The sequence below is a fragment of the Chloroflexota bacterium genome (assembly GCA_026706485.1).
Classification (GTDB): domain Bacteria; phylum Chloroflexota; class UBA11872; order UBA11872; family UBA11872; genus JAJECS01.
This window is the reverse complement of the sequence record JAPOYR010000011.1, coordinates 689,737-709,587: the sequence shown is the minus strand read 5'-3', so window position 1 is coordinate 709,587 and position 19,851 is coordinate 689,737. Positions and strand designations below refer to the sequence as shown.

15 protein-coding genes are annotated in these 19,851 nt (G+C 66.4%); 10 read left to right on the top strand and 5 right to left on the bottom strand.

Features of this window, described 5'->3' with window-relative positions; translation table 11 throughout:
- Positions 1-180 precede the first annotated feature (180 nt).
- Both rplI and rho read right to left on the bottom strand, forming a co-directional pair.
- Positions 181-726: a 50S ribosomal protein L9 gene (gene rplI / locus OXG79_12885; GenBank protein MCY3784661.1), complete on the bottom strand. Its 546-nt coding sequence runs from the start codon at positions 724-726 to the stop codon at positions 181-183.
- Positions 727-781: 55 nt separating this feature from the next.
- Complete coding sequence (gene rho, locus OXG79_12880; GenBank protein MCY3784660.1) at positions 782-2,179, bottom strand: transcription termination factor Rho; 1,398 nt, start codon at positions 2,177-2,179, stop codon at positions 782-784.
- A gap of 555 nt (positions 2,180-2,734) precedes the next feature.
- Between rho and coxB the strand changes: the two genes are divergently transcribed.
- The 7 genes from coxB to OXG79_12845 all read left to right on the top strand — a co-directional run bounded on the left by coxB (position 2,735) and on the right by OXG79_12845 (position 11,843).
- Positions 2,735-3,796, top strand: coding sequence for a cytochrome c oxidase subunit II (coxB, locus tag OXG79_12875; protein ID MCY3784659.1), 1,062 nt, complete (start codon positions 2,735-2,737; stop codon positions 3,794-3,796).
- A gap of 46 nt (positions 3,797-3,842) precedes the next feature.
- Positions 3,843-5,681: a cytochrome c oxidase subunit I gene (ctaD, locus tag OXG79_12870; GenBank protein MCY3784658.1), complete on the top strand. Its 1,839-nt coding sequence runs from the start codon at positions 3,843-3,845 to the stop codon at positions 5,679-5,681.
- The gene (locus OXG79_12865) at positions 5,678-6,295 is read left to right on the top strand and encodes a heme-copper oxidase subunit III (protein MCY3784657.1); all 618 of its coding nucleotides are present in this window, start codon (positions 5,678-5,680) and stop codon (positions 6,293-6,295) included. The genes ctaD and OXG79_12865 overlap by 4 nt, the downstream gene beginning before the upstream one ends.
- A 16-nt stretch (positions 6,296-6,311) precedes the next feature.
- Positions 6,312-6,656, top strand: coding sequence for a cytochrome C oxidase subunit IV family protein (locus tag OXG79_12860; GenBank protein MCY3784656.1), 345 nt, complete (start codon positions 6,312-6,314; stop codon positions 6,654-6,656).
- Between the two features lie 108 nt (positions 6,657-6,764).
- Positions 6,765-7,541, top strand: a complete 777-nt coding sequence (locus OXG79_12855; GenBank protein MCY3784655.1) for a cytochrome c oxidase assembly protein — start codon at positions 6,765-6,767, stop codon at positions 7,539-7,541.
- Between the two features lie 401 nt (positions 7,542-7,942).
- A complete protein-coding gene (locus OXG79_12850) occupies positions 7,943-9,661 on the top strand; it encodes a hypothetical protein (GenBank protein ID MCY3784654.1) in 1,719 nt (572 codons plus the stop codon).
- Positions 9,662-9,962: 301 nt separating this feature from the next.
- Positions 9,963-11,843, top strand: a complete 1,881-nt coding sequence (locus tag OXG79_12845) for a hypothetical protein (GenBank protein ID MCY3784653.1) — start codon at positions 9,963-9,965, stop codon at positions 11,841-11,843.
- Between the two features lie 37 nt (positions 11,844-11,880).
- On the opposite strand, the gene OXG79_12840 is transcribed toward OXG79_12845, so the two are convergent.
- On the bottom strand, positions 11,881-12,363 hold the full coding sequence (locus tag OXG79_12840) for a hypothetical protein (protein ID MCY3784652.1): 483 nt from the start codon (positions 12,361-12,363) through the stop codon (positions 11,881-11,883).
- Between the two features lie 682 nt (positions 12,364-13,045).
- Here OXG79_12840 and OXG79_12835 point away from each other — a divergent pair.
- Positions 13,046-13,921, top strand: coding sequence for a sigma-70 family RNA polymerase sigma factor (locus tag OXG79_12835; protein MCY3784651.1), 876 nt, complete (start codon positions 13,046-13,048; stop codon positions 13,919-13,921).
- A 474-nt stretch (positions 13,922-14,395) separates the two neighbouring features.
- Here OXG79_12835 and groL read toward each other — a convergent pair whose 3' ends face one another.
- Together groL and OXG79_12825 are read right to left on the bottom strand one after the other, a co-directional pair.
- Entirely contained in the window at positions 14,396-16,033 is a 1,638-nt protein-coding gene (gene groL / locus OXG79_12830) for a chaperonin GroEL (GenBank protein ID MCY3784650.1), read from the bottom strand.
- 169 nt (positions 16,034-16,202) lie between these two features.
- The gene (locus OXG79_12825) at positions 16,203-16,481 is read right to left on the bottom strand and encodes a hypothetical protein (protein MCY3784649.1); all 279 of its coding nucleotides are present in this window, start codon (positions 16,479-16,481) and stop codon (positions 16,203-16,205) included.
- 114 nt (positions 16,482-16,595) lie between these two features.
- Here OXG79_12825 and OXG79_12820 point away from each other — a divergent pair, with 114 nt between their 5' ends.
- On the top strand, positions 16,596-17,834 hold the full coding sequence (locus tag OXG79_12820; protein ID MCY3784648.1) for a molybdopterin molybdotransferase MoeA: 1,239 nt from the start codon (positions 16,596-16,598) through the stop codon (positions 17,832-17,834).
- On the top strand, positions 17,831-19,840 hold the full coding sequence (locus OXG79_12815; protein MCY3784647.1) for a molybdopterin biosynthesis protein: 2,010 nt from the start codon (positions 17,831-17,833) through the stop codon (positions 19,838-19,840). Before OXG79_12820 ends, OXG79_12815 begins: the two co-directional genes overlap by 4 nt.
- Positions 19,841-19,851: the final 11 nt, after the last annotated feature.

Here is a 19,851-nt window from a genome sequence, read left to right as displayed (position 1 = left end):
GCCCTCGGACATTCCGAGAGTCCTCGGAACATACCCGCCCCGGCACATACAAGGGCTAGGGTGAGGGTGCACTCGGAGACTCTTGTGCCGGACGCGATCCTTCAGGAAGCAGGCAGACCCACCACTGCCCTATCCACAGTTACGGCAGGAAACTGTGAGTTTGAAGAAGAACGACCCGTCCTAGCGCGAGAAGTCGAATTCCCCAACTTCGACGGCGCCTGGCTCGGCTTCCTCCGGCTCTTCCGGCTCCTCGGGCTCTTCCTCCGGCTCCTCGTATTCGATCACCTCGAGCGTGATGGACGCCTCAACGCCCGCCGCGACCCGAATCGGGAGCAGATAGCGGCCCAGCGACCGGATTGGACTGTCGATCTGCAGCGTGTGGCGGTCGATCTCCACCCCAAGCTGCTCGAGAATTGCCGTGGCGACATCCTGGTTGGTGATCTGGCCGTGCATGCGTCCCTGGTCGCCCACGACCACCGCGATGGTGATGGCCTGGCCCTGGAGCGCGCCGGCGATGCCTTCCGCCTCGGCCCGCGCGGCCGCCTCGCGCCGGTCGGCCAATTCCTGGTGAAAGTGCGTGTCCGCCAGGCGTTTGGCGGTCGCGGTGACCGCCAGGCCGCGCGGCAACAGGTAGTTGCGCGCGTAGCCCGCCGCCACCGAGGCTACGTCGCCAATCTGGCCCAGGCTCGGCACGTCTTTGATCAGCACGACTTTGACGCTTGGCATGTCAGGACCGCTCGAAGGTTTCGGAATGTGAAGCGGCGTAGATCATAGGCCGAATCTACCCGCCCTGCTCGCTGAGGGACTTGAAGAACGCCGCGTTGCTCTCCGTGCGGCGCATACGGTCGAACATCAGCTCGGTGGAATTGGAGGCGTCGTGCGAGTCGAGCGCGTTGAGCATCCGGCGCAGGCGCCAGAAGTACTTCAGCTCGTCGTCGGCCAGCATCAACTCGACGCGTCGGGTCCCGGACCGCAGCACGTCCACGGCTGGGAACGTGCCGCGCTCGGCCAGGCGCCGGTCGAGCATCAGCTCCCAGTTGCCGGTGCCTTTGAACTCCTCGTAGATCACCTCGTCCATCCGGCTGCCCGTCTCGATCAGGCACGACGCGATGATGGTGAGGCTGCCGCCGTCGTCCACGTTGCGCGCGGCGCCGAAGAACCCCTTGGGCGGATAGAGGGCTTGCGGCTCGATGCCGCCCGAAAGCGTGCGCCCGCTCGACGGCTGCACCAGGTTGTAGGCCCGGGTGAGGCGCGTGATGCTGTCCAGCAGGATCAGCACGTCCTCGCCGCCCTCCACCTGGCGCTTGGCGCGAGCCGAGGTCATCTCCGCAACGCGCGTGTGACTCTGCGGCTGCTCGTCAAACGTCGAGCTGATCACCTCGGCGCCCTCAACCGTGCGTTCCCAGTCGGTGACTTCCTCTGGGCGCTCGCCAATCAGCGCCACGATCACCCGCACGTCGCTGTAGTTGTGCAGCACCGAGCGGGCGATGCGCTTCATCAGCTCAGTCTTGCCGGCTTTGGGCGGTGAGAGCACCAGGCCTCGCTGGCCGCGTCCGATCGGCGACACGATGTCGATCACGCGCGCCGTCAGCTCCGACTTGTTGTATTCGAGCCGCAACTGCTCATTGGGAAAGACGGGCACCAGCTTTTCGAACAGCAGCCGGTTGCGCGCGCGCTCGGGGTCGAGGCCGTTGACGGCCACCACGCGCACCAGCCCGTGATAGCGGTCGTTCTGGCGCGCCGGGCGCACCTGGCCGCTGACGAGATCGCCCGTGCGCAGGCTGAAGCGGCGGATCTGCGACTGCGACACATAGACGTCCTCGGCACTCGGCATCCAGTGCGCGTCGCGGCGCAGGAATCCGTAGCCCTCGTCCACGATCTCCAGCACGCCTTCCAGGAACAGGGACCCTTCGCGCTCGTTGCGCGCCTGGACGATCAGATTGATCAGCAGCTCTTTGGTCGTGTCGACCTCGCCGTTAGGCTGAACGCCAAGCTCGGTGGCGAGAGCCTGGAGCTCATCCATCGAGCGCGCCTCGAGCTCGGCCCACTCGATCCCGGGGTCTTCCTGCGGCTCATAGGACCGCTGCCGGCCGTGTCCGCCGCCGCGGCGGCCTCGCCCGGGACGCCGGGAGCGCCGACTCGACCCGCCGCGACCGCCGCCGCCGGAGTCCATCATCATCAGCTCCTCCCCAACGCCGCACGGCCAGGCGGGACGGCGCGCATCAATGGCGCGCGTGAATCCTGGGACGGTGGCATAGGCCGGCGATATGGCTTGCGCATGGGGTACCTACGAGGTCCAAGACGCACAACGAACCACTGCGAACGCGGTGAAGTCGCGGGCCCGGTTCGTTGCCGGGGGGCGCCCGCTGTCAAGTATGCGGGCGCGTCAATTCACGCTAGCACCGGGCGAAATTCGATGTCAAGAAGCCCAGCGACACTGCCGATCCACTCCTGAATGCCGCGACCGGGGCCACAGGCTTCCAAGTTTCAGCGAGCCGCGCCAGGGTAAGGGACGCGGCCCACCGGCGGCGGGCGATTCACGCCGATTGGAGCGACGGTTTGGGCGCTCCGGACGCCGCGTCGCCTTGGGGTCCGCTGGTTCCAGCCGGGTCCGCCGGCGCTGCGCTGGTCGCTCGACCTCGCAACCAAATCACCGGCTGCCTCATGGTAATCTGGCGCGTCCGCCAGCCAACTCATCTAACGCACAACTGCCATTGGACAACCGGTGCGCCTCATGCGCGCCCTGATGCACGGCACGCACCTGAGGCCTAGCGCCACCGGGGCGGCGCAGCGGCTGTTGCGGCGGGCAAGCCTTGGCGCGGTCCTTCTGCTCGCCGCCCTGGTGTTGGCGGCCTGCGGTGTGACGCCGCAGACCATCCTCCACCCCACCACCGAGGCCGCGCGCGCCTCCCATTGGCTCTTCCTGGTGGTCTTCTGGGCCGGGTTGGCCGTCTTCGTTGTGGTCGAGGGCGCCCTGCTCTACACGATCTTTCGCTATCGCCGGCGACGCGGCGACGCCCTGCCGCCGCAGACCCACGGCAATCTCAAGCTCGAGATTGGGTGGACCATCGCCCCAACCATTCTGGTCGTGCTCCTGGCGGCGCTGACGGTGCCGGTGATCTTCGCCAATGCCCAGCAGCCGGAGGACGACGCCATTCGGGTAGAGGCCATTGGCCACCAGTGGTGGTTCGAGTTCCACTATCCGGATTTGGGTGTCGTGACGGCGAACGAACTGCACCTGCCGGTCGGCAAGCCCGCCGCGATCATCATCAAGAGCGAGGACGTGCTGCACAGCTTCTGGGTGCCGGCCCTGCGCGGCAAGCTGGACATGGTTCCCGGCCGCACCAGCGTGTTCCGCATCTTCCCGGAACAGACCGGCACCTTCCCGGGCCAGTGCGCCGAGTTCTGCGGCACCGCCCACGCCCTCATGCGCTTCACGGTTGTGGTGGAGGAGCCGGAAGAATTCGACGCCTGGGCGGCCCATCAGCTCACCGAACGCGTGCCGCCGACCACCGAGCTGGCGCAGGCCGGCGAGGCTCTGCTCACGCCGGCCGGCTGTGCCCTCTGCCATACGATTCGTGGCGTCACCGACATCGGCACCATCGGGCCGGATCTGACCCATGTTGGGAGCCGGGCCCACATTGCGGCCAACACGATGGGAATGACGCGCGCGGACCTGGAGCACTGGCTCCGCGATCCCACGGGCATGAAGCCCGGCAATCTGATGATCTTGCCGCGCCCGCTGACCGATGACGAAATCGAGGCGCTGACGGAATACCTGATGGGTCTCAAGTGATACGGTGCGGCCGAGTCGCGGCGGCGCCTCCGCGGAGCAGTTTCTGATGGCCACCACCACCGTCAGCGTCCGGCCCAACACCTACGCCGGCACGGCGTGGAGCTGGATCACCACGGTCGATCACAAGCGCATCGCCGTGCTCTATTTCGTCACCTCGCTGGCGTTCTTTGCGCTGGGCGGCCTGGAAGCGCTGCTCATTCGGTTGCAGCTTTCGCGTCCCGAGCTCGATCTCGTCCATCCCGATCGGTTTGCCGAGCTCTTCACCATGCACGGCACCACCATGGTCTTCCTGGCGCTGATGCCGCTGTCGGCGGCGTTCTTCAACCTCTTGGTGCCGCTCATGATCGGCGCCCGTGACGTGGCCTTTCCGCGGCTGAACGCGCTGAGCTATTGGGTCTATCTCTTCGGCGGCATCTTCCTGAATATCAGCTTCATCGCCGGCGGCGCTCCGGCCATGGGCTGGTTCGGCTACGCGCCGCTGACCGCCACCGAGTTCGCCGACACGCACGCGGTCGACTTCTGGGCGTTCGGACTCCAGATCCTGGGCGTCTCGTCGATCCTGGCCTCCATCAACTTCATCGTCACCATCATCAACATGCGGGCGCCCGGCATGACGTTCAACCGCATGCCGATGTTCGTCTGGATGACCCTGATCACCGGATTCCTGATCATCTTCGCCTTCCCCGTCATCACCATCGGGCTGGTGCTGCTGCTCTTCGACCGCTACCTCGGGACCAGCTTCTTCCTCTACCAAGGCGGCGGCGACCCGGTCCTCTGGCAGCACTTGTTCTGGGTGTTCGGCCACCCGGAGGTCTACATCCTGATCCTGCCCGCCATGGGCATCGTGTCGGATGTTCTGCCCACCTTCTCGCGCAAGCCGCTGTTCGGCTACGCGGTGGTGGCCTACTCAGGCGCGGCGATCGCGCTGGTGGGCTTTGGCGTCTGGACGCACCACATGTTCACCGTCGGCCTGGGTCCGGTGGCCGACACGGCCTTCGCAATCTCCACCATGGCCGTGGCCGTCCCGACCGGCGTCAAGATCTTCAACTGGATCGCCACGCTATGGGGCGGCTCCATCAGCTTGCGCACGCCCATGCTGTTCGCCATCGGCTTCATCGCCATGTTCATCCTCGGCGGTCTCACCGGCGTCAGCCTCGGCTCGCCCCCGGTGGATACCCAGGTGCAGGACACCTACTACGTCGTGGCCCACCTGCACTACGTGCTGTTCGGCGGCACGATCTTCGGGCTCTTCGCGGGCATCTACTTCTGGTTCCCCAAGATGACCGGCCGCATGCTCAACGAGGGCTGGGGCAAGGTTCACTTCTGGCTCATGATGATTGGATTCAACCTGGCATTCGGGCCGCAGCACCAGTTGGGCATCGATGGCATGCCCCGACGGATCCACACCTACGGCGCCGACATGGGCTGGGACCTGTGGAACCTCATGTCCACCGTGGGCGCATGGACCATCGGGCTCTCCATGCTCATCTTCGCCATCAACGCCATTCGCTCGCTGCGCAGCGGACGTGACGCCGGTCCGGACCCGTGGGACGGCGGCACGCTCGAGTGGGCGATGTCGTCGCCGCCGCCGGTCTACAACTTCGCCGAGGTGCCCGTGGTCGACGACCGCTACCCCGTGTGGAAGGAGAAGCACGGCGGCGGCCACACCGGAGCAGCCGTGGCCGAGCCGCCCGCCGCCGAGACGGCGCACGACGACGATGAACCGCACATCCACATGCCCAACCCGTCGTACTGGCCCATTCTGGTGGCCGCCGGCATGGTCATCGCGGCCTGCGGACTGATCTTCCACCAGGTGTTCGTCTTGCTCGGCGCCTTGATCTTCGGCATCTCCCTCATCGGCTGGATCGAGGAGCCGCCCGGATGACCGTCGACGCTCACGCGCACGAAGAGCACCCCACCTCCACCGGCCTCGACAGCCGCAAGGTCGCCATGTGGGCCTTCCTGGGCTCCGAGACCATGTTCTTCGGCAGCCTGATCCTCGTCATGCTGATCAACAAGCACAACACCTTGGGGGTCATGCTCGGCCACGGCGATCACACGTTCGAGGCCGGCCAGGGAATGCTCGACCTCGTGCTCACGTCGTTCACCACCTTCGTGCTGCTCACCAGCAGCCTGGCGATGGTGCTGGCGCTGGCCGCGTTCCGAAATCGCAGCCTGAATTGGGGCCGCTTTTGGCTGATGGCGGTGGTCGCACTCGGGGCCATCTTCCTCGGCGGCCAGGTGTATGAGTTCACGGCATTCGTCCGCGAGGGGCTGACGCCGTCCACCAATCTCTTTGGCGCGTCGTTCTACATGCTGGTCGGCTTCCACGGCGCGCACGTCGCCATCGGCATTCTGTGGCTGCTCGCCGTGGTGTACTACTCCTACCGCGGCCGGTATCAGACCGCCGACACCTGGGGTGTCGAGATGGTCGGCCTGTACTGGCACTTCGTAGACCTCGTCTGGGTGGCAATCTTCACCCTGATCTACCTGATTTAGGACGTGTGACGCCCTGATGTCAGCCGAGCATCCCCCCGACGCCCACGCCGCCGAGGAGCACGAGGAGCGCCACGGCTACGCCCACTACGTGGTGGTGGGAGTCATTCTCACGATCGTCACCATCGTCGAGATCATGATTCCCAGCATCGACGCGATTCGGAACGCCCTGGGCACCGTGTGGACGACCACGTCGCTGCTCATCTTGTCGTTCCTCAAGGGCGCCGGCGTGGTCATGTACTACATGCACCTGAAGGGGGACGACCGCCTCTTCACTGCGCTCTTCATGTTCCCATTCATGATCGCGACCACCATCGTGATCATTCTGTTCCTCTTCTGGACGCTAACCGGCCTTATTGCCTAGAAGGCACATCGGGTTCCCTCTCCCTCAGGGAGAGGGCTAGGGTGAGGGGAATCCGCGGTCTGGGCGCGGTCGGCTGAATCCCCGCCCCGCCCCGCGTAGACTTCGGCAATGACCTTCTACCTGATCCCCGAGATCACCCTGGGGCTGCTGGTGCTCACCGGCGGCTATCTCTACGCCGTCAGCCCCCTCAACCCGGACCGCGTGGAACCGGTCGCGTGGCCCAGGATCGCCGCGTTCGTCACTGCCGCCGTCACGCTGTTCGTGACGCTGCACCCGCCGTTCGACACGCTCGCGGCAACCCATTTCAGCGTCCACATGTGGCAGCACAGCTTGCTGGTGTTCGCGGCCACGCCCCTGCTGCTCATTGGACTGCCCGACTGGCTGCTGGCGCCCATCTTCCGCGTACGCCCCATCCGCTTCGTCGCCCAGCAGGCGACGCGGTTGCCCGTGGCGCTGGGGCTCAGCACCACGGCCTTCTGGATCTGGCACATGCCGCCGCTCTACGAGCTGGCGTTGCAGGACCGCATCGCCCACGACTTCGAGCATCTCACCATGATCGTCGGCGGTCTCGTCATGTGGTGGCCGGTTCTCAGCCGGGCGCGCGCGGTGCCCGCGGCCGTGCCGCCCATGCAGATGCTCTACCTGCTGCTGCTGTCCATCCCGTCCGGATTCTTCAGCGCCATCTTCGTCTTCGCCAACGACCCGCTGTATCCGACCTACGAGCTTGCCCGTGGAGCGGAGGCGCTCGTCGACCAGCGCATCGGTGGTCTCATCATGAAGCTCGGCGGGACCCTCGTGCTGTGGACCATCCTCAGCGTCAAGTTCATCCGCTGGCTCAACCAGCGGCCCGACGCCCATCCCGCCTCGCCCCGTCCGCCGCTGTAGAAGACCTCTGTACAAGCCCCTTCTCCCAGGAAGGAGCCCCTTGCTCAACCCCTTCGTCATTCCCGCGAAGCCTGTCCCGGCGTAGGCGGGGAGCGGGAATCCAGCGGCCGCGAAACCCGCGAGCCTACGTGACTCGTTCGTGGTGAGCCCTTCGACAGCTCAGGACAGGCTCTGTCGAACCATGAACGGCCTTGCGAAACGCGGTGGCCCACGCCGCGCGCAGCGTGGGACGCTCAGATTCCGCCGCTCGTGCCGATGCACCGGCTGCCCGTGTAGGGGCGCCCCGCGTGGGCCACCCCGGGCAAGAACTTGTCGTCCGTGCGTAACCCGCGCACATGACGCGTGGGGAGCGGTCGCGCATGATGGCGATAGCTAAGGCGTCGGACGTGCGAGGAGTGGACATGGCGCGCAGAGGGAAACGGTTGGGGCTGCTCGCGGCGGCAGCGGGGGCGATCGGCGCGGCGGTGGTCGCGTTGGTTTTGGTGATTGGCCTACAGCAAGAGATGGCGAGCATGCGCGACGAGCTCGCCAGCCGTACGACGGAGCTGGGGAACCTCCGCGCCCAGATAACGGTGCTAGAAACCCAAACGGGCGGCGCCGAGCCACTGGCGGCTCTGGAACAGCGCGTGTCGACACTGGAGACAGCGGTACCGGATGTGAGCCGTCCCGGGCAGGATCTCACCGCGCGCCGCTTCGCCCTGGTCGATGACCAGGGCGAAGAGCTCGCCGTCCTGGGCGTGGACCGGGTCGGCTTCCCGGAGTTGCGGCTGCTGCGCGGGGCCTCCCCCGCGCATGCCGCCGCGCTCGCGCTGGGCTGGACCGAGCATGGCCCCGCCCTGCGCGTCCTGGACGCCGCCGGCAACGCCCCGGTCTTCGTCGGCGTGACGGACCAGGGCCCCGCGCTCACGCTCAACGCGGGGGGCGAGGGCGGCGCCGGCGCCTCCCTCCAGGTCGACGCGCAGGGCGGCTCCACGCTTGCCCTGACCGACAACGACGGATTGGCGCAGGCGGCGCTCACCCTCAGCCCCGCCGCCGTCACGAGCACGCCCAGCCTCAGCTTTTCCCGATGGACCGTGTTCGGGCACGAGCGCCTGTTCCTGGGATACGACACGAACGGGCCACAGGTCGTGCTGAGCAATCTCAAGGACGCGCCGCGCATCCGCCTGGGCTTTGACCAAGGCGATCCCTCCATCAGCGTGCATGACGCCTCCGCCACGCCGCGCCTGGAAATGGTCGAGGCCGACGAGATTGTCGGCCTACGGCTCTGGAACGCCAAAGGCCAGGAACATGCGGCCCTCTTCAGCACCCAAGACAACTCAGCGCTCCAACTCATTGACGCGACGCAGGTTCGCGCGGCCCTCGTGGGCGCTCCAGACGGCTCGACGCTCGTGCTCAACGACGCGCAAGCTAACCCGCGCACGCTGTTGTATTTCAACGAAGAGGTCGGCTCGGCGCTCGACTTCCTCAATGAGCACGGGAGCAATCGCGCGGTCTTTCGCACTTTGGATACCGGGGGCGCGCTTGGTTTCTTGGACGATCAAGGCACCGTGCGCACGACCTTTGCCTTCGCGGACGACGGGGGCGTCCTCGCGTTCTTTGACGAACACGAGACCACACGCGTGTCCTTGACCTCCTCGAGCGACGCGGAGGAACTTGTCTTCCACGATGAGCACGCTACCGAGCGTGCGGTGTTGGCCTCCGGCCCGGCTGGCCCAGCGCTCGAACTCAGGGACGCCCAAGGCACGATTCGCGCGGAGTTGGGCTTTGACGCGTCCGGAGGGCCGGGGCTCGATCTCCGCGACCCACAGGGGGCGCTGGCCGCCACCCTCTCCAGCTCGGCGGCGGGACGGCTGCTGGCCCTGTACGGCGGGGAAGACGGCCGGCGCCTGAGTTTGGCCATCAACGAGGGCGGCGCCGGGCTCACGATCTTCGACGACCCGGACACCTTGCGGACTCACCTGGGTTTCCTCGCTGAAGACCTCGCGCTCCTGTTCATGGACGAGAACGAAAGGGCCCGCGTGATCATGGGCTTCGACCTCAACACGTTGGAGCCTATCTTTCTCACGCGCGACGCCGAGGGCAACGAGACCTGGCGGTCCGGACCAGCCGGCGGCCCATGATCCACTGAGCCGTCCGCCCGCGGCGGCACCCGCATGCCTATCGGTTTATGGAGATCCACATTATGTCGATGTGGGTTTCGGCAAGCCCTATACGTAGGGTGCTTGTAGATCGGTAGCCGTCCGAGCGCAGCGAGCGTTCGGGCTGATCGACGAAAGACTCTGCGTGTTGGACCTGAGGGCCATTGCTGTCATGCGGGGAAGCATTGCGACAGTCAGCAACGCATCACCCATGCAACACGACACGCGGATCGTCAACGAGGTTCCAGCTAAAACACCGCACGGCATGAGGTGGAAATAGTCAATGGATCACGTCAACGACTGGAGACAGCCAGCGTCTGAATGGGAAGACCGCGAAGAATTCTTCGAAAACATATTGCAGGCACAGTTAGCCGCACGAGAGCGCCAGGTGATGATCGCAGCTCTCTCCGCCGCCCTGATCGATCTAGGCAAAAGCCAGGCCGACATAATACCGGGGGGAGACTATGCAATTAATATCATCGAACACGCCATCAATAGTAGTGACAAAAACATCTGGTCAGATATTCCGGAGATAGTGGCTCGCACGGCGCTGCTAAAGAGGGTGGCTCGCATACCGAAGATAAATCAGGCACTAAATCGCCTGGGGTATATTCCCATGGTAGGTTCTATGTCCATCTCAGCTATGCAGGAAATTAGAAAGGTACTTGGCGAAGAGCTCCCGTTGGTAGATGCAACGCTTGATCGCGTGGATGATGCGAGAGCAGCAGTAGCAGACGATGGAAAGCCTATTCCCTTCAGCCTACCTGTTGATCCAGTCCAGATTCACGTCGTATCGGAATATCTATATGATCAAGACTGGACTGAAATTCCAAACCGGTCCGGGCCTGGAACTGAAACCATCCACCATGGCTTTAGCCCAAACTACGCAGATCTCGAGCGAGCCTCGGAAACTCTCGGGCTATGGACAAACGCCCAGGCGGATTGGGCGATTAGAAATAGACCGTTGTCATGGATACAGGAAAAAATGCCTGACGCGATTAGTGCAGTACAGAACACTCGACCTGAGTGGTTTCGTAGCAATAAAAAACTCGTTGACGCTGCCAAGAACACCTGGGGAGAGGCGTGGCTGAATGTAGCTCTCGGTCCTGGGCGCACATTCACCAAGGTGGGCGGAAACCGCATGTTCCGCGACGACCTCTTGGACCTCAACCAAGCGGAATTCCTGTACTTCCCACCCGGCGATCCGACGGTTGGCACTGAGTTTCCGGACGCCAGCCATGAGTGGTCGCGAGAGGCCGGGCCGATATGGGACTCGGCGTATGGAGTCCCGTTCCTGGAAATCGGGCAGGTTGCTGGCGAGCTGAAGGATTTTCGAAACGCGGCCGGCGATGTGGAATACGAGTTGGGGATGCTCCAGTCCGGGTTCAGCTATGTCCGTGAAAGGGTGGGGGACTTTGCCGCCACCACCTACGGCCTCACCCTCAGCACCGAAACTGCCGAGCAGGCCCTGCTGGCCGCCGGTCTCAGCGGCACCGCCGTCACCCAGGTGTTCGACATCATGCGCCAGACCGGCTTCGATCCCGCTGCCATCGCCTGGAGCGAGCTTGAGGCCGCCGTTCACGCCTGGGGCGAGGCAACCGACACCGAGATCGACCGTGTCGTCGGTCGCCTCGGCGAACTGACCAGAGTCCAAGGCGGCGGCGGGCCCGGCTCGGCCGGGTCGGTCGGCTCAAGGGGCTCGGGAGGCGGCTCTACAGGCGTGGACCTGGACCAACTCATGTCGCTGGCCCGACGCGTTGCCGTGAGCCGTGCTGAAATGGACGCCCTCCCCCCCGAATACGTCGCCCACGAGCTTGGCAAGCTGCCCGACCAGCTCGGCAGGCCCGGGTCCGACGCGGAGAAGCTGGCGCTGCTGCGGCTATTCTTCGCCGGCAGCGCGCACGCTGTCTCCTTCGGGCTGGGGCCCTCGGCCAGCTCGCTGGGCTTCACCATCCCGCGGTTTGTCAGCGATGGGAGTATCCCCGGCTCCCATCGCGCTCTGCAGCCGGTCGTGGCGCATGGCGGCCAACACATCGTGCCCCACCGCGCCACCGGCAATCCCATCATCATCGACATGAAGATGGACCGTGAGGTACTGAGCCAGGCGGTGCTGGGCGATCTGCTGCGGCTGCAAGGCCGCGAAGTTACCCTAGGGCTCAGCTAGCCATGGCCCGACAATGTCGAACGTCTCTCCCCGGGGCCTACTCGCCGGTCACCTCAAGCGTCGCGCGCTGACCCCGCACCGCATGGCCGGTGATCGGACAGGTGAGCGTGTGCGTGCCCGGCCGCACGTCGACATCCAGGAATCCCGTCTGTCCCGGTCCGATATTCGGCGACGTGATGGGGTCGCGATCCACGGCAAGCTCCAGCGAGTGGGTGAAGGTGCCCTCGTTCGTGATGCGGAAACGAACCCGCGACGCGCTTGTGCTCATGGTCGACGGCACGATCTTGAAGTCCGACATGGTCACGTCGATCACCTCGCATGACGGCGCTATGCATTCCGTGGTCGGCGTGGTCAAGAAATCGGGCGGCGGATTCTCGGCCACCGCATACGCCAGACCCTCGCCGCACGCCGCGACGAGGAATGACGCGACCAGCAGCAACGGAATCATCGCGCGACGCACGGGGATCAGGATGTAAGGCCTCGGAGGTTGGTCGGCAACCGCTTGCCGACCGTCAAGCATAGGAGCGCGCTCCCGCGCCGTGCAACGACGCGGGGATTCTTCTGAATATCGGGTAGTTACCTGCTTTGAGTCCGTCATTCCCGCGAAGGCGGGAATCCATCCCCGCAAGTCAACCGACAAATCGAGGGTGCCCGCGGGTGCTGGGTCACCGTGCGGCGCTCAGATGTGAAAGTCGCCCACTACCGAATCTCGATTACGCCGGTCGTGCGCGGGCGTATACAATTGCCCGGAGATTGGGATCCCTGCGCTAGATGGAGTTGCTGCGTCCACGCCTCGACCGGACCTCGCGGGCGAACGCCCGAGTCTAAACTGACCCCTCTGCTCCGGATCGGCAGATGCAGCTTCCGCAATTGCCGGGTGTTGGCGCCGTGCGTCGGCCTCGGACGGGAACCATTGGCGCAGGGTTGGGGATCGAGACACTGATGCACACAAAGGTGGGCTGTCGTTGACGCTTGAAGTCGCCCTTGTCCTTGACGAAGAAACGCTTGAAAACGGGTTGGCCGAGCTGGTGGCGCTCGGCGCCGAGCCTGGATTCATCTATCGGGACGCCATCAACCGGGTGCTGCCGGACACCACGCAGATCCCCGACGACATCGTGCAGTGGTTTCGCGACCGGCTCGCCGAGGAAGAAATCGAGCTGCGGGACGAGCGGCCCGAGGAGCGCACCGAAGAGCCGGCGCCCATCACCACCGCCCGCAGTCAGCGCGAAGAGCAGTTCGAGCTCGAATCGGCCAGCCAGGACACCGTGCGCAGCTACCTCAACGAGATTGGCCGCATCCTGCTGCTCACCGCCAAGGAAGAGGTGGACCTCGCGCAGCGGATCGAACGCGGTGACGAAAGCGCCCGCGAGCACCTGATCACGGCCAATCTCCGCCTCGTCGTGAGCGTGGCCAAGAAGTACACCGGGCACGGCATCCCATTGCTGGACCTCATCCAGGAGGGCAACGCTGGGCTCATGCGCGCGGCCGAGAAGTTTGACTGGCGCCGCGGCTACAAGTTCAGCACCTACGCCACATGGTGGATCCGGCAGGCCGTCACGCGCGCCATCGCCGAGCAGAGCCGCACCATCCGCCTGCCCGTCCACGTGCACGAAAAGCTCACCAAGTCCTACCGGGTGCAGCGCGACCTTCAGCTTCGGCTGGGACGCGAGCCGACCGACGACGAGATTGCCGGCGAGATGGAGATGTCGGAGGACCAGATCGGCGAGCTCAAGCAGGCGGCCCGCTTGCCGATCTCGCTGGAGACTCCGATCGGCGAGGACGGCGATACCGAAATCGGGCACCTCATCCCCGACGACGACGCGGTGGAGCCCATGGAGGCCGCCACGCGGCAGCTGCTGACCGAGCAGCTCGACAACGTGATGGAGATGCTGGACCCGCGCGAGCAGAAGATTCTGCGGCTGCGATACGGCCTCGACGACGACACGCCGCGCACCCTGGACCAGGTCGGCCAGGAGTTCGGCTTGACGCGCGAGCGCATCCGCCAGATCGAGTCGCAAGCCCTCCGCAAGCTCCGCCATCCCCGCCTCGCCCGCCGCCTCAAGGACTTCCTGGCCTAGAAAACGGTTCCGACTCAACGCCTTCCCCCTTCGGGGAGTCCGTTGCGTAGTCCTTCGTCATTCCCGCGAAGGCGGGAATCCACCCTGTACTGAACCTAGGGGCGGATGGGGTTCGCCCGGTCATCCTCAAGCTTGGCCGGGTCTTGCAAAGGTCTCCTTCGAGGCGGAATGTTGGGATGCGGGTCAAACACCTTCCTCCGGCAAGGTGACGTTTGCGCCACCCCGTCCGTCATTCCGGCGAAAGCCGGAATCCAGTCCGGACGAACCCGGACCCGAGCCAAAGGTCCGGGGTAGGGGCGGGCCTCAGACCCGCCCTTCCGGTTCCCAGCTCGCCCCGCTGCTAGCTATTTCGCACGCGAAGCAAACGCCCGAACACGTATAAGAACCCCGACCTCAATCCAACCGCCGCGACCCTGCCTTAACGCACGACGCCCGGCGCACCAAGCGCCGGGCGTCGTGTCGCCAGCCCTTCGGCTACATCATGCCGAGGTCGCCCGCGGGCGGAATCGGCGAAGCCTTCTTCTTGGGCGGCAGGTCCGCGATCAGCGTTTCCGTCGAGAGGATCATCATTGCCACGCTGCCGGCGTTCTGCAGCGCGGCCCGAACCACCTTCGTCGGATCGACCACGCCAACCTCGGTGAGGTCGGCGATCTGACCATCCGCCCCGTTGTAGCCCATCGGGCCTTCGGCGTCGGCGACGCGCTGGACGATCACATCGCCCGTCTCGCCGGCATTCACCGCAATTTGTCGCAAGGGAATCGGAAGCGCGTCGCGCACGATCCGAGCGCCAATCGCCTCGTCGCCGGAAAGCTCCTTGTGGACTTGGTCCACCGCCGCCATTGCGCGGACGTATGCCGTGCCCGCGCCGGGCACGATGCCCTCGTCCACCGCGGCTTGGGTCGCGGACAGGGCGTCTTCCACGCGGTGCTTCTTCTCCTTGAGCTCCACCTCGGTCGGGGCGCCCACCCGCAGCACCGCCACGCCGCCGGCCAGCTTGGCCGCGCGCTCCTGGAGCTTCTCGCGGTCGTAGGCCGAATCCGTGTTGTCCATCTCCGCTCGAATCTGCTCGATGCGGGCGTTGATGTCGCGCGTCGAGCCGGCGCCTTCGACGATGGTCGTCTCGTCCTTGGTCACCATGACGCGGCGAGCCTTGCCAAGCACCGACAGCGGCGTGTCCTTGAGGTCCTCGCCCAGGTCGCGCGCCACCACCGTGGCGTTGGCAAGGATCCCGATGTCCTCCAAGATCGCCTTCCGGCGGTCGCCGTAGGCCGGCGCCTTGATCGCGATCGAGTTGAGGAGCCCGCGAGCCTTGTTGACGATCAGCGTCGCCAGCATGTCGCCTTCGACGTCCTCGGCAATGAACAGCACGTTGCGGTGTCCGCCCTGCACCATGCGCTCCAGGACGGGCAGCATGTCCTGCGCGCTCTTGAGCTGCCAGTCCGTCACGAAGATGCTGGCGTCCTCAAGCTCCGCCGACATGCGGTCGGTATTGCTGATCAGATACGGCGAGATATAGCCGCGGTCGAGCTGCATGCCGTCCACCAGCTCGAGCTCGAGCGCGTTCGTGCGGCCTTCTTCCACCGAAACCGCGCCGTTCTTGCCCGCGCGGTCAAGGGATTCGGCGATCATGCGACCGACGTCAGGATCGCCCGAAGAGATCGTCGCGACCCATTCCATCTGACGCGGATCGTCCACCTCGCGCGACTGTTCGCTGATCGCGTCGTCGGCCGCCTTCAGCGCCTTTTGGATCCCGCGCTTGAGGATCATCGGGTTCATATCGGCCGCGATCGCCCGCAGGCCGCCGTGAATCATGGCCTGCGCCAAGACCGTGGCGGTCGTCGTGCCGTCGCCGGCGATGTCGTTGGTCTTGCTGGCCGCCTCCTTGATGAGCTGGGTGCCCATGTTCGCGAAGTTGCTTCCGAGTTCGATGTCTCGGGCGACCGTTACTCCGTCATTGGTGACTACGGGAGCCCCGAAATTGCGGCCCAGAGCCACATTGCGTCCCCGGGGACCCAGGGTGACGCGCACGGCGTTGGCGACCGCGTCCACGCCCTGCAGCAGGGCGCTGCGGGCCTCGGCGCTGAAGCGGAGCTCTTTGGGATTGCCAGGCATACTCGGCAGCCTCCTGAATGTGTGAGCTGTGTGGGAAAGGCGCGCGAGGAATTACGAAACCCGGCGCGCGGGTCAGCCGGTGAATGGCTTCGTTAGCGCCAAATTGTAGCGCAGTGGCTTCGAGCCAAACAGAGGCAGCCGCCGAAATGTCGATCGTCCGCCGGCGCGGCTAGCGACCCTTCCAGTAGGGGTTGGCCGACCAGCGCCTGGCCGGCGCCAGCCCGAGCGCCCGAGCGACCTCCGCGTTGGCCAGCATGCTCTCGCGCAAACGGGCAAGGGCGTCGTCGCGGCTCGCGCCGTTCAAGACCATCACCTCCCGCCGGCCAACTTGCGCGGCGGCGCGCCATGTGGAACCGCCGCGCCACACGGACACCTCGACCTCGACGCCACCGAGATCGAGCGCGGTTGCCGCTCGGGGGTCGTCGCGGGACTGCGGCGCGTCGCACATCGGCGTTGCCAAGGGTGAACGGCGTCAAAGTCTATCGGGCCGGCCGGCGTGGACGCCGCGCCGCCTGCGCGACAGAATCAAGCGCGCCACCGTCATCCAAAGAGTGCCGCGGGCATGGCAACTGAGCTATTCGACGTCGTTTCGCCCGAAACGGCGTTGGAACGGCTGCTCGAAGCCGGCTTGCCCGAGCCGCGTGCGGAATCCGTGCCGTTGGCAGCCGCCGCCGGACGGGTTTCGGCGTGCCCGGTGCGAGCGCCCGAATCGAGTCCGTCCTTCGACCGATCGTTGATGGACGGCTTCGCCGTGCGCGCGTCGGACACCTTCGGCGCGACCGAGTCATTGCCGGCCGCCCTCGCCGTGATCGGCGAGGTGCCGATGGGCGCGCCGCCGACCACGGGCATAGCGCCCGGCGAGGCCATGGTGATCCATACCGGCGGCATGTTGCCGCCGGGCAGCGATGCCGTCGTGATAGTGGAGCACACCGAGTGGATCGATGACCGAATGATCGAGGTCATGCGTCCCGTCGCCGCTCGAGATGCGGTGATTCGACGTGGCGACGACGTGGCCGAGGGGGCGGTGGTCATCCCCCAGGGCGCGCGACTGCGATCGCAGGATCTTGGCGGGCTCGCCGCGCTGGGCGTGACGCACGTCGCGGTTGCGCAAGCGCCGATCGTGGGGCTCATTGCAACCGGCGACGAGGTTGTGCCGCCCCACCAGACGCCGGAACCGGGCGAAGTTCGGGACGTCAACTCGACCACGCTCACCGTCGAGGTGGAGCGCGCGGGCGGCGTGGCGCGGGCCTACGGCATCGTGCCCGATGCGCGCTCCGCGCTGGCGACCGTGGCGCGCGATGCGCTGCGGGACTGCGACATCGTCGTCATCAGCGCCGGAAGCTCGGTGAGCGTGCGCGATCACACGTCGGACGTCATCGGGTCGCTGGGATCGCCCGGCGTCCTGGCGCACGGGTTGGCCCTCAAGCCCGGCAAGCCGTCGATCGTGGGCCTGGCCGACGGCCGGCCCATATTCGGCTTACCCGGAAATCCGGTCTCGGCGCTCGTCGTGTTCGACCTGCTGGTCGCGCCCACGATTCGCCGGCTGCAGGGCGCTCCGGCCGACAGCTCCGGATCACCGCTGCGCGCCCGGCTGGCGCGCAACGTGGCATCCGCGGCGGGCCGCCTGGATTTCATTCCCGCGCGCCTCACCGAGCGTGATGACGAAACGTGGGCGGAGCCCATATTCGGTGCCTCGAACCTCATCTTCACGCTCGTGCGCGCCGACGCGCTGGTCCGGATTCCGGCCGACGCCAACGGCCTCCAAGCCGGCGCATTCGTCGACATTCGCCCGCTGGCATGACCGCGGCCTCCCGATCGGGCGAGCGACCGAGCCGCGACGCTCCACCCGGCAGCGGCGACCGCATGCCGTATTTGCAGGACGTGCCGTTGGACGAGGCGCGGGCCCGCTTCGATGAGGCGCTGCGCAACGCGGGCGCCCTGGAACCCGGTCCGGTCGTTTCGCTGCCCCTCGATGCGGCGGTTGGCCGGGTCACGGCCTCGGCGATCTGGGCCCGAACCTCGAATCCCCACTACCACGCCGCCGCCATGGATGGCGTCGCGGTTGCGGCGGCGACGACGCTCGGCGCGTCGCCCACGTCGCCGCTGCGCCTTTGCCTGGACCGGGACGCCGTATGGGTCGACACCGGCGACGCCATGCCCTCAGGCATGGATGCCGTGGTGATGCTGGAAGACTTGCACGAGGTCGGCGACGGCAGCGTCGAGATCCTTGCGGCGGTCGCGCCTTGGCAGCATGTTCGCCCGCTGGGCGAGGACATCGTGGCAACCGAGCTGGTGCTTCCCGCCGGCCACACACTTCGCCCGGTGGATGTCGCCGCCGCCGCCGCGGCCGGCCATGCGTCGCTCGAGATTCGCCGGCCGCCGCGTGTGGCGGTCCTTCCCACCGGCTCGGAGCTGGTGCCGCCGGGAGTCGAGGCCGGACCCGGCCAGATCGTGGACTCGAACTCGCTCATGCTGGCGGCAACCGCCCGCGAGTGGGGCGCGGACGCCGAGCGACTGCCGCCGATTCCCGACGACTTCGAGCGCCTGCGAGCGGCGGTGGACGAGGCGCTCGACGGCACCGACATCGTGGTGATCAACGCCGGCTCGTCGGCAGGCGCGGAAGACTTCACGGCGCGAGTCATTGCCGAGCACGGCGAGGTGCTGGTGCACGGCGTGGCGATCCGACCGGGCCACCCGGTGGTCCTTGGCGTCGCGCGCGGGCGCGCCGTCGTGGGCATTCCCGGGTATCCGGTGTCTGCGGCGCTGGCGATGGAGCTATTCGTGGCGCCGCTCATCGACGCCAGGCTTGGGCGTCGCCGAGGCCGCCGGCCAACGTTGCGCGCGGTGGTCCCGCGGGCCGTGGTGTCGCCCATGGGCGACGACGAATTCGTGCGCGTGAAGATCGGCCGCGTCGGGGAGCGCACCATCGCCGCGCCGCTAGCCCGCGGGGCCGGCATGATCACCTCGATGGTGCGCGCCGACGGCGTCATCCGCATTCCCAGAATGTCCGAAGGCTTGGCGGCGGGATCGTCGGTCGACGTGGAGCTGCTCACCGATCCGGACGCCGTTGACCACACGGCGGTGCTCATCGGCAGCCACGATCCCGCCCTCGATCTCTTGGCCAACGAGGTTCACCGGCGGTTCGCCCCGGCAGCGGTGGCCTCGACCAACGTCGGCAGTCAGAGCGGGTTGGTGGCGCTGCGCCGGAATACCGCACATGCCGCCGGATGCCACCTGATCGATCCGGCCAGCGGCGCCTACAACGTCGCGGACGTTCGACGCATCCTTCCCGGTCGCGATGTCGTCCTCGTGACCTTCGCGCACCGGCAGCAGGGGCTCATGGTCGCTCGGGGCAATCCGCTCGGCATCCAGGCAATCGACGACCTGGCGCGCGACGACGTCGTCTTCGTAAACCGGCAGCGAGGCTCTGGCACCCGGATGCTGCTGGACTTCGAGTTGCAGCGCCGCGGTCTCAGTGGTGCCTCAATTGGCGGCTATGAACGCGAGCTGTACACCCACGTCGCGGTGGCCGCCGACGTGGCCGCCGGCGGCGCGAACGCCGGTCTCGGCGTCCTGGCCGCCGCCCGGGCGCTCAAGCTCGACTTCATCCCGCTGCTCCAAGAGCGCTACGACCTCGTCATCCCGCGCGAGCACTACGAATCGCCGGTGCTGCGGCCCGTGCTGGATGTGCTGCGCGACCCGGCGTTTGCGCGCCAGGTCGAGGCCATGGGCGGCTACGACACGTCGCGGATGGGACAAGTGGCCGCCGAGATTCCCGGGTCGCCGCCGGGCGAGACGCTGACCTAGCTTGGCGAACC

Bases quoted from the DNA above. Each gene is read 5' to 3' on its own strand.
- rplI (MCY3784661.1), bottom strand. From the start codon at position 726: ATGCCAAGCGTCAAAGTCGTGCTGATCAAAGACGTGCCGAGCCTGGGC.
- rho (MCY3784660.1), bottom strand. From the start codon at position 2,179: ATGATGATGGACTCCGGCGGCGGCGGTCGCGGCGGGTCGAGTCGGCGC.
- coxB (MCY3784659.1), top strand. From the start codon at position 2,735: ATGCGCGCCCTGATGCACGGCACGCACCTGAGGCCTAGCGCCACCGGG.
- ctaD (MCY3784658.1), top strand. From the start codon at position 3,843: ATGGCCACCACCACCGTCAGCGTCCGGCCCAACACCTACGCCGGCACG.
- OXG79_12865 (MCY3784657.1), top strand. From the start codon at position 5,678: ATGACCGTCGACGCTCACGCGCACGAAGAGCACCCCACCTCCACCGGC.
- OXG79_12860 (MCY3784656.1), top strand. From the start codon at position 6,312: ATGTCAGCCGAGCATCCCCCCGACGCCCACGCCGCCGAGGAGCACGAG.
- OXG79_12855 (MCY3784655.1), top strand. From the start codon at position 6,765: ATGACCTTCTACCTGATCCCCGAGATCACCCTGGGGCTGCTGGTGCTC.
- OXG79_12850 (MCY3784654.1), top strand. From the start codon at position 7,943: ATGGCGCGCAGAGGGAAACGGTTGGGGCTGCTCGCGGCGGCAGCGGGG.
- OXG79_12845 (MCY3784653.1), top strand. From the start codon at position 9,963: ATGGATCACGTCAACGACTGGAGACAGCCAGCGTCTGAATGGGAAGAC.
- OXG79_12840 (MCY3784652.1), bottom strand. From the start codon at position 12,363: ATGCTTGACGGTCGGCAAGCGGTTGCCGACCAACCTCCGAGGCCTTAC.
- groL (MCY3784650.1), bottom strand. From the start codon at position 16,033: ATGCCTGGCAATCCCAAAGAGCTCCGCTTCAGCGCCGAGGCCCGCAGC.
- OXG79_12825 (MCY3784649.1), bottom strand. From the start codon at position 16,481: ATGTGCGACGCGCCGCAGTCCCGCGACGACCCCCGAGCGGCAACCGCG.
- OXG79_12820 (MCY3784648.1), top strand. From the start codon at position 16,596: ATGGCAACTGAGCTATTCGACGTCGTTTCGCCCGAAACGGCGTTGGAA.
- OXG79_12815 (MCY3784647.1), top strand. From the start codon at position 17,831: ATGACCGCGGCCTCCCGATCGGGCGAGCGACCGAGCCGCGACGCTCCA.